This window comes from Pseudomonas jilinensis (genome assembly GCF_003586265.1).
Lineage (GTDB): Bacteria > Pseudomonadota > Gammaproteobacteria > Pseudomonadales > Pseudomonadaceae > Halopseudomonas > Halopseudomonas phragmitis.
In genome coordinates this window covers 210,481-222,736 of the sequence record NZ_QJSA01000006.1, presented here as the reverse complement: position 1 = coordinate 222,736, position 12,256 = coordinate 210,481, and the positions used below count along the sequence as shown (strand labels likewise).

The following is a 12,256-nucleotide window of genomic DNA, read 5'->3' as shown; positions in this document are numbered from 1 at the left end:
CGACGTTTCTCTCTGTTTTTAGGGTTAGGATGAAACTTTATTTGCATCCCACACTTGCTCCAAGCTCGCAGGTTTTATCTCGGCGGCAATATGCGGCGCGCATCAGCTAAAGAAAAACGAATAATTCGGTTATAAGCTATCAACTAATCGAATCCATACGCCGAGACCATGAACTATCAGGATCTTCAGATCGACTGGCTGAAATGCTTTGTCGCCGTGGTGGATGCCGGTTCGCTGTCAGGCGCAGCGCCCGAGGTTCATCGCTCTCAATCTGCCGTCAGCATGCAGTTGAAAAAACTGGAGGCAGCGCTGAACTGTCAGCTCCTGAGGCGCGGCCCCAGGCAGCATCAGTTGACGCCACAAGGACAACTACTCCTGGGCTATGCGCGACGCATGCTCGACCTGCATGCAGAAACTCAGGCTGCCTTTCATGGCCAGGAGCTGACCGGGCAGATTCGTCTGGGTGTTCCTGATGATCACGCCGCCCGCTATCTCACGCCGGTGCTCAAACGTTTCGCACAGCACCATGGCAGTGTGGAAATCGAGTTGAATTGCGAACAGTCGACCGCCTTGATTCCTCGTGTCGAGAAAGGGGAACTCGACCTCGCGCTGGTATCACGCGACCATCCCCGGCACGGAACCCTGCTGTTTCATGAACCACTGGTGTGGGTTGGCTCGGCGCAGTTCCAGACATGGCGGCGCGACCCGCTGCCGATTGCCGTCTACGAAAGCACCAGCCTGGCGAAGCGCAGCGCCATCAACTCGCTCGCTTTGCAGGGGCGCCGCTACAAGGTGGTCTACAACAGCTCCAGCCTGGCTGGGCAACTCGCAGCGGTTGAGAGCGGTTTGGCCATTGCGGTGCTGACCCAATGCAGTGCGCCTGCCCACCTGGAAACCTTGGGTGCTGAGCACGGGCTGGGGCCGCTTGAACCGATGGAAGTGGCGGTCTATCGAAGCAGGGCCTCACAAGCATCGGCGGCTGTCGACAGACTTCACAGCCTGTTGATCCAGACACTCAGGCAGTCGTCTGCAACATAGACGCGCTGCCTAGGCCGACGGCTATTAACGTCCGCTTCTGGCCGATTTCTGCCGGTTGTGATCGGCAGTCCGTGGCCGGAGGTCGCTCCCTACCTGATTGTAGGGTTCACTCTCAGCGCTGGGAACTATTCGGCTAGCAACGTTGTAAGCCGGTTGACTCTGATTGCTTTCCGCTCCAGATCATCATCGAGATGGGTAGGCTGGATGATCAAGGTGACAGCGCGCAGAGCCATCAGTGTCCTGTAGACGCTGACGGAGGGCGAACGAGTTGTGGTGAAGGGCTGTGCATGCGGCTCGCCTCACATCGCTTCCCAATCTATTTGAGTACCCGACGAGTGATTCTGCCCGTTTGCTGTTGTTACAGGGACCATCTGCGCTCTGGTGATCTACGCCAGTTCGCGTATGAGGTCCGGATGCTTGTTCAGGATACGGATGAGAACAGTAGCCTGGTCGTTGGGCTTTGAGCGGTTCTGTTCCCAGTTTTTGAGAGTCGCTGGCTTGGCGTGAATGGCCTGGGCGAATACACCCTGAGACATCTTCAGCTTTTCGCGCAGTGCGACGATTTCCGCGCCTGTCGCGGGCTCGATTGGCGTGTATTCGACCTTGTGGGTACGCAGCGTACGCTTGCCTTCACGTGCTGCGGCCAGGTCGTCGAAGCCTTCGATCAGCTCGGAAAAAATATCGCGTTTGGTCATGGTGCTTGCCTCGCCTTCACTTCGCGCTCAAGGAGCGCTTTCAGCTGCCTACGCTGGTCACTGCTCAGGTCATCGAGTTCGTCTTTGTCATACAGGGTGAAGAGCCAGAACTGCAGACCGCGGAGCCAGTAGTAGTAAATCACCCGAACGCCACCTCGCTTCCCCTTGTTGCGCCTGACCGATCCGAAACGGACCTTCCGTAGACCACCGCTGTTGGCGATGACTGCGCCTGCCTCCGGGTTGGCCAAGAGCATCTGCTGGAATAGCGAGTACTCGTCGTCATCCAGGTGGACTTTTCGGTTGCGCTCAAGGGTGACAGCTCAACGAACAATGCTTTCATATGTATGCGCTATTTGCGTATATTTAATGGTGAGTGTCTTCTTGTCAAGAAATGAGCAGGTGGCCAGATATAAGAAATGTGGCAGCCTGGCTGGGCTGCCGCTAAGACGCTCTTCTGAGAGGGCTCGCCGCGACGGGGAGATCTAGTGCCTGGGGCGATCAGGCGATTTCCTTCTGTGATGTGTGATCCGGCAGCAACGCTTGGCTTTCCGCCGGACTCACCCGCCCGATAAACCGGGCCAGTTGTTCGGCCGGATCGCCTTCGCGCCGCACCAAGTAAGTGGTTAGCATGGTTGCGCAGCCGTCTAGCGGCCTGGCCACGACGTCCGAATTGTTGAGTTCGTTGATGCGCGCCAGGCTGGAGAAGCCCAGGCCATAACCCGCGGCTACCAGCGCCATCATCAGATCCAGGGTGGGAACGCGGTCGGCAATGGTCAGTCGCGTATCCACGGCGCCCAGAACCCGCTGCAACTGTTGCCAGAAGCCTTGGCAGACCTGCGGATCGCAGAGCACCAGCGGGTAGCGCACCACTTCGTCGAGCGGCACGCGTCGATAGGTCAGCAGCGGGTGGCGAGCCGGCACCGCCACTACCAGTGGATCGAACCAGACCGGCTCGGCCACCAGCCCATCGCCGACCTCGTCGGACTGTGCAAGCCCGATATCGAACAGGTCATCGTTCAGGCCTCTGATCTGTTCGCTGAAGGTGACTTCCGACAGGCAGATCTCGACCTCCGGTTCCTCCTCGCGGCACTGGGCGAGCAGGGCGGCCAGGCGTACCTGTGGGATGCCATCGGATAGCGCGACGCGAATGCGCCCGCGGTAGCCGGCCGCCGCACTCTTGACGCTGGCTTTGGCCTGGTCGACCACGGCCAGCACCCGGCGCGCTTCTTCCAAGAGCACCTTGCCGGCCCAGGTCAGCCGCGTGCGTCGCGTGGTGCGCTCGAACAACTGCACACCCAGGCGGTACTCCAGTTCCTTGATGATCCTCGACAGGGGCGATTGTTCGATATGCAGGCGCGCGGCGGCACGCGCAAAGTGCAGTTCTTCTGCGACGGCGATGAAACAGCGAAGGTGGCGCAGTTCCACGGCCTTTCCTCCGTCAGTTGTAAGTTTCGGCTTGCACGTCGCCGTTCCATTTTGGCTGACGACGCAGGTTGACGATCTGCAGCAGGGCGCCCAGCGCGGCGACACCACCGGCACTGGCGGCCAGGGTCCAGGTGGGCATCTGCAACAGCAGCACGAAGCCGCCGGCCGCGGCGCCGATGGCGCTGCCCAGGTACAGCGCCGACTCGTTCAGGGCGATGGCCAGGTTGCCGTCGCCTTGTGCCTGACGCGCCAAGATCAGCTCGTTGTTCTGCGGTACCTGCAGCGCCCAGCCGACCGCGCCCCACAGGGCGATGGGCAGCATCACCAGCCAGGTGCTGAGGGCTGCGGCTAGCGGCAGTACGAACAGCGACACGGCGAGGATCAGCATGATGGCAAAGGTCAGCACCGGGCCCTTGATGCGATCCACCAGCGGGCCGATCAGGAAGCTACCCAGCACGCCGCCGATACCCCAGACCCACAGGTAGGGCGTGACCGAACGCACCGCACCATAGGTCGGGTCAGCCAGCAGCGGGGCGATAAAGGTGTACATGCCTAGGCTGGCAATGGCGGCCAGCAGCGACACCAGCAGGATGACCAGCACATGGTCGTCGCCGAGAATCGCCAGCTTCTGGCCCAGCGTGGTGGCGGTGGCTGCCGGCAGGGAAGGGAGCTTCAGCAGCAGGCCGAAGAAGGCCACCAGGCCAAGCAGGGTGACCAGCCACAGGGCGGCCTGCCAGCCGAGCTGTTCGGCGATCAGCAGGCTGAGCGGCACGCCCAGTACCACGCCGCTGGCCATGCCGCCCATGATGATGGCGATGGCCTTGCCGCGGCGTTCCGGGGTGGAAACGGCGGCCGAGGCACCGATGCCCATGGCCAGGTAGACGCCGGCGCCGATACCGGCGATGGCGCGCCAGACCATCAACGCGGTGAAGCTCTCGGCCAGCGCGCTGGCGGCGTTGGCGATGACGAACAGGCCCAGGGCCAGCAGCAGGCCGGCACGCTGGCGATGCGCCGGCGTCAGGGCGACGAAGATCGGCGAACCCAGGCCGTAGGCCAGGGTGAAGGCGGTAACCAGCTGGGCGGCCACCGCAACGGAGACCGCGAACGAGGCCTCGATCATCGGGATCAGCCCGGCGGTGACATAGGAGGCCATGCCGAGGGCGAAGGCCCCCAGCGCTATGAGGTAGATGGGTGATTGGTTGGGTGTGTGCATGCTCGGACTCGCTTGCGTTGCAGGAACGCGTGGGTGGGACAGCGGAGGGATGCGGCCCCGCACCGGGGCCGCATCCGGTTTGGGGACTAGAGTTCGAGGCTGACGTCGTACTCGTTCAGCCAGGTGTTGAGGCCGACCGCCAGCTCCATGCCCATGCGCTCATACATGGGCGAGACACTGCCGAGCGGCTTGGCCAGGGTCTGCTGGATACGGCTGCTGGCGAGCAGGGGCGTCACCGGCGCGTTGCGATCCGCCTGGATGGCGGTCAGGGCATCACGCAGCGCCTGCTCGTAGGCCGGGTCCTGGGTCGAGGGGTAGGGGCTCTTGACCCGATCGCTGATCGACTCCGGCAGCAGGTCGCGGGTCGCCGCGCGCAGGATGCTTTTCTCCCGCCCGTCGAAGGCCTTCATCGCCCAGGGGATGTTGAAGGCGTACTCGACCAGGCGGTGGTCGCAGAAGGGCACCCGCACTTCGAGGCCGACGGCCATGCTCATGCGGTCCTTGCGGTCGAGCAGGGTCTGCACAAAGCGAGTCAGGTTGACGTAGCTCATCTGCCGCATGCGCTGGTCGACAGCGCTCTCGCCGGGTAGTACCGGCGCTTCAGCGATGGCCTGGGTGTAGCTGTCGCGCAGGAAGCTGTGCATGTCGAGCTGGGCCAGCAGTCCTGGATCGAACAGGGTCTTGCCGTCGAAGTACTTGCCGGTGACCGAGGTCAGCCAGGGGAAGGTGTCGGCCTGGATTGCCTCCGGATCGTGGAACCAGCGATAGCCACCGAACACCTCGTCCGCGCTCTCGCCGGACAACGCCACCGTCGAGTGTTTGCGGACCTCCTGGAACAGCCGGTAGAGCGACGGCCACATGTCGCCCCAGAAGGCCGGTGGGAGATCAAGGGCGCGAACGATCTGCGCACGCAGCGCTGGATCGGCCAGCTCGCGGCTGTCGAGGACGATTTCCTGGTGGCTGGAGCGAATCTTCTCCACCAGATCGCGGACGAAGGGCGCATCCGGCGTGCCGCGCACGGCGTCGCCGGTGAAGCCGCTGCCGTGGTCGACGAAGTCGACGGAGAAGGAGCGGATGTTCTCTTTACCTGCGGCCAGCAGCTTCTTCGAAGCCAGCGCGGTGATGATCGAGGAGTCAAGTCCACCGGAGAGCAGGCTGCACAACGGCACGTCGGCAACAATCTGGCGGTCTACGATATCCTCCAGCAGGTCGCGGGTGTGGCGGATGGTCTCGTCCAGCGTGTGTTCGTGCTCGCGCGCCTCGAGCTTCCAGTAGTGGCGGCGACCGAGGCCCTGGCGGTTGATGCGCACGATCTCGCCCGGCATCACCTCGCGCATGCCGTCGAACACGGCATGGCCTGGCGTCTTGACCATCTCCAGGATCTCACGCAGGCCGTCTGCGCGAACCTTGCGCGGCACCAGCGGGTTGGCCAGCAGCGCCTTGGGTTCGGAGCCGAACACCACGCCGTCGGCGGTGGGGAAGTAGTACAGCGGCTTGACGCCCATGCGGTCGCGGATCAGCAGGAGCTCTTGCGAACGCATATCCCAGATGGCAAAGGCATACATGCCATTGAGCCGCTCGACGAAGGCTTCGCCCCATTCGACATAGGCGCGCAGCACCACTTCGGTGTCGCTGCGGGTTTTGAACTGATGACCGAGTCGCTGCAACTCGGTGCGCAGTTCGCGGAAGTTGTAGACCTCGCCGCTGTAGGTGATGGCGGCGACCTCGCGCGGGCCGCCGTGCAGGGCCGTCATCGGCTGGCGACCGCCCTCCAGGTCGATGATCGACAGGCGCCGATGGCCCAGGCCGACCGGGCCCTCGATCCACAGGCCGCCGGCATCCGGCCCACGCAGGGCCATGGTGTCGGTCATGCGCTGCAGGGTGTCGCGTTGCGTTTCCAGGTTCTGGCTGTAGGACAGCCACCCAGCGATTCCACACATAGTCGTTCTCCTTGTGATTGAGTTACCCGAGGCTTTCCAGGTCGCTGTCCTCGGCCAGCAGCACGCGCGCCTCGCCATGGACGTAGCGCGCCGGTGCTGGGGTTTGGGCATGGGTTTCTAGGTCGTTGAGCAAGCGCTGCAGCGCCACGGCGGTGTCGAGGCCGGCGAAGGGCTGGCGGGGCGGCTCCTTGAGCGCCACGGCGCGCACCACCTGTCGGCACAGCCGCGAAAGCTTGTGCAGGGTGTCCAGACCTGGTTCGTCTGGGGCAGTGGCGAACGCGTGCAGCAACTCCTCGGCGCCGTTGGCGTCGCGCGTCCAGATGCGCAACTGGTCGTGATCCCAGCGCGGGGTGTCGAACATCAGGCGCGCATGGATAAGGCAGGCATCGCGGTCGACAAAGCTGAAATCCATGGTGCGTTGGCGCACGATGTTGACGAAGCTGGCGTAACCGGTGACCCGTGCTTCGCCCAGGCTGGCGGTGAGTTGCACGGTGTCGAGCACCTCTGCGCCGGAGATCGAGAAGTCCGAGCGCACGCCGAGCACACCTTCGAGCTGGAGCTGGCCGGCGCGCGGGCAGATCCAGCCGACCAGATCCAGGGCATGGATCACCTCGCTGGTCACGCCGCAGGTCGGGCGGTAGTCGTTGATACGGTCTTTGCCCCACTGGAAGCTGGCACGTACTAGTTGCCAGTCATGACGCTCGACCCAGTCGCGCAACTGCTGGGTCGCGTCCGAGTAGCGTTCCACCAGATCCAAGGCAAAGCCGTCCACCTGCTCCAGTGAGCCGAGCAGCTTTTCCAAGTCGTCACCGGGCGTGACCAGCGGCTTCTCGCAGAGCACGAAGCCCCGGTAGCCGGCCAGCTGCTTGAGCACGGGCGCATGGCTGTGGTCGTTGACGCTGACCACCACGATGTCCGGCGCGAACGCTTGCAGCGCGTGGCCGACGTTGTCGAAGTAGGGTAGTTCGGTCGTCTTCTGCCGGCGCCCGACATAGGCCAGCGACAGCGGCAGGCCGGTGCTCGTGGCGATATGCTCGAAGGCGCGACGGTAGCGGTTGCCGGCGTAGCCCAGGCCGATGATTAGGATCTTCATACCGAGGCCTCCTGACGGATCAGCAGGCGCTCGTCGCTGACGGCGAAGCCCAGGGTCTGGTACAGCGTGCCGGCCGCCGCGGTGCTCTGCAGTACCACGCAGCTGACGCCGCGGTTGGCGAACCAGCGCAGCAGGTGCTGCATCAGTTGCTTGGCGATGCCGCGGCCGCGCCACTGTGGTTCCACCACCACCGATTGCACCCAGCCGGATAGGCCGTTGAGGCAGCCCGGCGCCGGCGCGCGCTGGTCGATGATGGCCGTCGCGCAGCCCAGCACCTGGCCGGACTCCCTGTGCTCGGCGGCGAGGATTTGCACGCAGTCACTGTCGTTCAGGCGGCTGTTCAGCCAGGTGCGGTAGGCCGCCCGCCAGCGCGCCGCGTCCTCCGGTGTCTTGCTCGAATAGCTGGCGTTGGTGCCGTCCAGCAGATACGCACGCAGTTCCACCAAACTGGCCAGGTCGGCCTGGGTCGCCGGGCGCACGGTGAGGAAGGACTGGTCCATCTCAGGCCACCTCCGCAGCAAACACCTCGGACGCCAGCGGGATGCTGAAGTGGTCGAAGGTCTCCCTCAGCGACACCGCCAGGTGCTCGATCTGCGCGTCGCTGTGGTTCGGCGTGGCGTTGACGCGGAAGCGCTCCGTCCCTACCGGCACGGATGGATAGTTGATCGGCTGCAGGTACACACCATAGTTATGCAGCAGGCGTTCGGCCGCTGCCTTGCAGCGCTTGGCTTCACCTACCCGCACCGGTAGCACGTGGGTCTGCGAGCAGGGCATCACCGGCACGTCATGGTGCTTGAGCCGCTCGCGCAGCTTGGCGGTCTGGGCATGCAGGCGATCGCGCTCGGTACTGCTGGCCTTGAGGTGCTCGACGCTGGCCAGGCAGCCTGCGGTGATTGCCGGCGGCAGTGAGGTGGTGAAGATGAAACCTGTGGCGAAGGAGCGCACCGCATCGACGATCACCTGGGTCGAGGCGATATAGCCGCCGATTACACCGATGGCCTTGGCCATGGTGCCCTGGATGATGTCCACCTGATCAGCTACACCCAGCTCGGCGGCGATACCGGCGCCACGTGGGCTGTACATGCCCACCGCATGCACCTCGTCGAGGTAGGTGAGGGCGTTGTAGCGCTTGGCGATCGCAACGATTTCAGCGATTGGGGCAATATCCCCGTCCATCGAGTAGATCGACTCGAACACCACGATCTTCGGCTGACCCAGCGGGTAGCTGGCGAGGATCTGCTCCAGATGCTCGACGTCGTTATGGCGGAAGATCTTGCGCTCGTTGGGCGTGGAGCGAATGCCGTTGACGATGGAGGCGTGGTTCAGCTCATCGCTGATCACCACGCAGTCGGGGATGCGCCGCAGCAGGCACTGGAGGGTGGCATCATTGGAGCCAAAGCCGGTGGGGAAAACCAGCGCCGCCTCCTTGCCGTGCCAGTCGGCCAGGCTAGCTTCCAGACTGGAATACACCTCGTGCGAGCCGCCGATATTGCGCGATCCGCCGGAGCCCGCTCCGTAGGTCTCCAACGCATCGTGCATCTGTTCGCGCACTGCAGGATGTTGCGACATCCCGAGGTAGTCATTGCTGCACCAGACCACCACCGGTTCTTGCTCACGGCCATCCAGTTTGGCCAGCGGGTACTGGCCGCAGATGCGGCTGAGGGTGGTGAAGGTGCGGTACTGGTTGGAGGACTTCAATGTCTCCAGTTGTTCCCGAAGAAGGGCTTGGTACATCCGTTTATCTCCTTAGCGAGTTGATGACACGTCTCTGTGTGGTTCCTCATCAAGCGAGAGCCCTGGCTCGGGTAATTGCGGCCAGGTCGGGCTATTCTTCTCGGGATTTATAGGGGTTACAATTTGACTGTTTATCCTAGTACTGGAGGTAACCGGATGAGCGCGCCTCGCACAGCTGAACGCACTCGGGTAGAGCTGGCCGAATTCCTGCGTAGCCGCCGCGAACGAATTTCGCCGGAGGAGGTGGGCCTGCCCGCCGGTAGTCGACGGCGCACGCCGGGGCTGCGTCGCGAGGAGGTCGCGGCCCTGGCCGGGGTGGGTTTGTCCTGGTACACCTGGCTTGAGCAGGGCCGGGACATCAGCGTTTCCGCGACCTTCCTCGACAACCTTTCGCGCACGCTCAAGCTGGATGCCACCGAGCGTCGTCACCTGTTCCTGCTCGCTCACCAGCGCCTCCCGCCAGAGCCAGGGAAGACCTGGTGCACGGTGCCGGCGCTGATTCACCGTCTAATGGGGGATCTGCCGTCACGTCCGGCTTATGTGCTCAACCTGCGTTGGGATGTGCTGGCCTGGAACGCCGCTGCAGATCGGGTGTTCGGTTTCTCCGCGCTGCCGGCGGACCGCCGCAACCTGTTGTGGATGCTGTTCACCAGCTCGGCCATGCGCGAGCTCTTCAACCCTTGGGATGAGCAGGCGCTGCAGATCCTTTCCAGCTTCCGCCGCGACTTTGTGCGTGCTACCCAGGATCCTGATATCGCTGCGTTGGTGAAGGATCTGGAAAAAGCGTCGCCCGATTTCAAGGAGTGGTGGCGGCAGCAGGACATCCATGGCCCATGTCAGGGGATACGAGATCTTGAGATCAAAGGGATCGGGCATGTGTTGTTCGAGCACACCACGCTGACAATCGACGAGGATCGCCACCTGCGCCTGGTCTACTACGCGGCCAAGGAAGGCATGCCGCAGAGCCGAGACTTCGAGCAGTGGCTACAGCAGGAGCCGGCGCTGGTATAAGCCCCAGCGCCGATTGCTCAACCAATCGATGGCCCGCGCTGGCGACCCAGTTGCCAGGAGATGCTGTTGCCCTGAATCACCGCCGACACGCTCTGCCCGAGCTTCTGCTCGATCACCGGCTTCCACGGCACCAGGCTGAAACCGATGCCATCGTCGAGCAGGGCATAACGGCCGCTGGCCAGTTGCACGCTGCGTCGGTAGATCCCGCTGACGTGCTGGCCCTCGACCGCCGGGCGATATTGCATGCCCGTCTGTGCTGAGAGCTCGCGCGCTGCCGCCGTCAGCTCACGTCCGCGCAGGGTGGCCAGCAGGTTGCGTGCGAGCACCACGCGTTGGCCCCGGCGTTCGGCCAGGCCCTGTTCCACCAGGAAGTCGGCACGCTGTCGCAACGCTTCGCGCACCTCCTTGCCGAAGCCCTTGTCTACCAGCTCGCGGTTGCCGCCGATCAGCTGTTGGTCCAGCCAGGTCGCGCCGACGGCGCGTACCTGCTGCTCGAGGGGCAGCGGTGTGCGCAGCTCGACGGCGACATCGCCCAGGCGGCGAGCATCATGCTGCCGGCCTTGCTCGGGCAGGTCGGCCGGCACCCGCCAGACACCCTCGGCCAACCGCTCGACGATACCGGCCCGGCGCAGGGCTTCCAGACGCCGTACATGGCGCTCGACCAATGCCTCGGTGTCATGCCCGTCGCTCGACTGCGAGCGTGCCAGGGCCAGGTGGTGATCGGTGCGATAAAGGCCGCCCGCAGCCAGCGAAGCAATCGACCGATCCACCGCACGTGGTTCGCTCGGACTGCGTGTTTCCACCAGGCCGCCAATGGGGTAGTCGGCCAGCTCAGCGCGGGCATGCAGTCTCAGGTAGTGGGCCTTGCCGTCGAGTCCATCGACCACCAGATAGCCACGGTCGTTTAGCTCGTCGGCCAGGCCCTTGGCCATGATCCGACCGACCACAACAGAACCATCCTTGCCCGGCTCGAAGACCGCCAGCTCGCGCTGCAGGCTACCCATGGCCCGCTGCATCGTACGCACGATATCGCCGCGCTCGCCCATGGTACGCAGAGTGGCCTCGGCGTCGTCACGCAGGATCCATTGTCCTGGCCGAACTTCATGTGCGAGTTCAAGCTTCTGCAATTGCTGCAGGCGGCCGATCAGCAACTGCCGGCGCGGATGGTTGGCGAGCGATTTCAGGCTGAGCACGCCGGCTTGGCGTTCGCGCAGTAGGGTGCGATCCAGACTGGTGAAACGCTCCTGCTGCACCTCGCGCTGCAGGCTCTGCTGGATCTCCAGTTCGGTACGCGGGCCGAGCCATTCGGTGGCCAGTTCCGCGGCGCGGTTGCGCATGCCCTCGGCGATGTAGTCGCGGGCGATCACCAGGTCCTTGCCGGTGTCGTCCTTGCCGCGCAGGACGATGTGGGTATGCGGGTTGTCGGTGTTCCAGTGGTCGACCGCCACCCAGTCGAGGCGGGTGCCGAGGTCGGCCTCCATCCGGATCATCAGGTGGCGGGTGTAGGTGCGTAGGTCGTCGAGCGGTTCGGCATCCTCGGGCGAGACGATAAAGCGAAACTGGTGGCGGTCGTCCCGGCCACGTTCCTCGAACGCATTGAGGTCCGCCTGGTCGGTCAGTGGCCCGTAGGCCTGACCCGGATCACCCTCGCGACTGACGCCGTCGCGCTCGATATAGCGCAGGTGGCTGAGCGTCGAGCGCTTGCCGGCCTGGCGCAGGTTCACCAGGCGCGCCTTGATGGTGACGCGACGGGCGTTGGACGGCAGTTGCTGCGCGCTGAAACGAGCGGCGACATGCCCGCGGCCGAGGCGGGCGCCGGGCTGCTGGCCCGCCTTGCGCGGCTTTCCGGTGCCGGCCTTGTTGGCCTGACGCAGCACCTGGTTGACGAAGGGTTGGCCGCGTTGCTGCGGTTTGCCCGGCTGCGGGCGAAAGCGCAATTCGTCATCCGGACGGCTTCCCTTGCTCATGTTTGGACTCCTCCAAGTTGATCGCAGTACGGCGTATGAGGCACGCTTCTAAGTCAGTGTCGCTGTGGGGCGAACACGATTTTGGCACCTGGCGACACAGACACTGTGTCGCCGCCAACCCCCGTGCAGGCTGCTTTCCA

The 12,256-nt window shown here is 64.0% G+C and carries 10 protein-coding genes and 1 pseudogene; 2 read left to right on the top strand and 9 right to left on the bottom strand.

All coding sequences use genetic code 11. From position 1 onward, the window contains the following. Nucleotides 1-168 precede the first annotated feature (168 nt). Nucleotides 169-1,038, top strand: a complete 870-nt coding sequence (locus tag C2846_RS08675) for a LysR family transcriptional regulator (RefSeq protein WP_014596892.1) — start codon at nucleotides 169-171, stop codon at nucleotides 1,036-1,038. A gap of 386 nt (nucleotides 1,039-1,424) precedes the next feature. On the opposite strand, the gene C2846_RS08670 is transcribed toward C2846_RS08675, so the two are convergent. The 8 genes and pseudogenes from C2846_RS08670 to hemA all read right to left on the bottom strand — a co-directional run bounded on the left by C2846_RS08670 (nucleotide 1,425) and on the right by hemA (nucleotide 9,138). After that, on the bottom strand, nucleotides 1,425-1,733 hold the full coding sequence (locus C2846_RS08670; protein WP_014596891.1) for a helix-turn-helix domain-containing protein: 309 nt from the start codon (nucleotides 1,731-1,733) through the stop codon (nucleotides 1,425-1,427). Further along, nucleotides 1,730-2,073: pseudogene (locus C2846_RS18850) on the bottom strand (toxin). Before C2846_RS18850 ends, C2846_RS08670 begins: the two are co-directional and overlap by 4 nt. 158 nt (nucleotides 2,074-2,231) lie before the next feature. Continuing rightward, nucleotides 2,232-3,158: a LysR family transcriptional regulator gene (locus C2846_RS08660; protein ID WP_119701245.1), complete on the bottom strand. Its 927-nt coding sequence runs from the start codon at nucleotides 3,156-3,158 to the stop codon at nucleotides 2,232-2,234. Nucleotides 3,159-3,171: 13 nt separating this feature from the next. Continuing rightward, nucleotides 3,172-4,371, bottom strand: coding sequence for an MFS transporter (locus C2846_RS08655; RefSeq protein WP_119701244.1), 1,200 nt, complete (start codon nucleotides 4,369-4,371; stop codon nucleotides 3,172-3,174). Between the two features lie 86 nt (nucleotides 4,372-4,457). Further along, nucleotides 4,458-6,311 (bottom strand): asparagine synthase (glutamine-hydrolyzing), encoded by a 1,854-nt coding sequence (asnB, locus tag C2846_RS08650; RefSeq protein WP_119701243.1) that lies wholly within the window; start codon nucleotides 6,309-6,311, stop codon nucleotides 4,458-4,460. Nucleotides 6,312-6,333: 22 nt separating this feature from the next. Continuing rightward, complete coding sequence (locus tag C2846_RS08645; protein WP_119701242.1) at nucleotides 6,334-7,404, bottom strand: Gfo/Idh/MocA family oxidoreductase; 1,071 nt, start codon at nucleotides 7,402-7,404, stop codon at nucleotides 6,334-6,336. Beyond that, a complete protein-coding gene (locus C2846_RS08640; protein WP_119701241.1) occupies nucleotides 7,401-7,904 on the bottom strand; it encodes a GNAT family N-acetyltransferase in 504 nt (167 codons plus the stop codon). The genes C2846_RS08645 and C2846_RS08640 overlap by 4 nt, the downstream gene beginning before the upstream one ends. Before the next feature lies 1 nt (nucleotide 7,905). Then, nucleotides 7,906-9,138 (bottom strand): 5-aminolevulinate synthase, encoded by a 1,233-nt coding sequence (hemA, locus tag C2846_RS08635; protein WP_119701240.1) that lies wholly within the window; start codon nucleotides 9,136-9,138, stop codon nucleotides 7,906-7,908. A gap of 156 nt (nucleotides 9,139-9,294) precedes the next feature. Here hemA and C2846_RS08630 point away from each other — a divergent pair, with 156 nt between their 5' ends. Beyond that, the gene (locus tag C2846_RS08630; RefSeq protein ID WP_047588133.1) at nucleotides 9,295-10,149 is read left to right on the top strand and encodes a helix-turn-helix transcriptional regulator; all 855 of its coding nucleotides are present in this window, start codon (nucleotides 9,295-9,297) and stop codon (nucleotides 10,147-10,149) included. 17 nt (nucleotides 10,150-10,166) lie between these two features. On the opposite strand, the gene C2846_RS08625 is transcribed toward C2846_RS08630, so the two are convergent. After that, nucleotides 10,167-12,116, bottom strand: a complete 1,950-nt coding sequence (locus tag C2846_RS08625; protein WP_119701239.1) for a relaxase/mobilization nuclease and DUF3363 domain-containing protein — start codon at nucleotides 12,114-12,116, stop codon at nucleotides 10,167-10,169. Nucleotides 12,117-12,256: the final 140 nt, after the last annotated feature.

Coding starts and splice junctions, on each gene's coding strand:
- C2846_RS08675 (WP_014596892.1), top strand. CDS start 169: ATGAACTATCAGGATCTTCAGATCGACTGGCTGAAATGCTTTGTCGCC.
- C2846_RS08670 (WP_014596891.1), bottom strand. CDS start 1,733: ATGACCAAACGCGATATTTTTTCCGAGCTGATCGAAGGCTTCGACGAC.
- C2846_RS08655 (WP_119701244.1), bottom strand. CDS start 4,371: ATGCACACACCCAACCAATCACCCATCTACCTCATAGCGCTGGGGGCC.
- asnB (WP_119701243.1), bottom strand. CDS start 6,311: ATGTGTGGAATCGCTGGGTGGCTGTCCTACAGCCAGAACCTGGAAACG.
- C2846_RS08645 (WP_119701242.1), bottom strand. CDS start 7,404: ATGAAGATCCTAATCATCGGCCTGGGCTACGCCGGCAACCGCTACCGT.
- C2846_RS08640 (WP_119701241.1), bottom strand. CDS start 7,904: ATGGACCAGTCCTTCCTCACCGTGCGCCCGGCGACCCAGGCCGACCTG.
- hemA (WP_119701240.1), bottom strand. CDS start 9,138: ATGTACCAAGCCCTTCTTCGGGAACAACTGGAGACATTGAAGTCCTCC.
- C2846_RS08630 (WP_047588133.1), top strand. CDS start 9,295: ATGAGCGCGCCTCGCACAGCTGAACGCACTCGGGTAGAGCTGGCCGAA.
- C2846_RS08625 (WP_119701239.1), bottom strand. CDS start 12,116: ATGAGCAAGGGAAGCCGTCCGGATGACGAATTGCGCTTTCGCCCGCAG.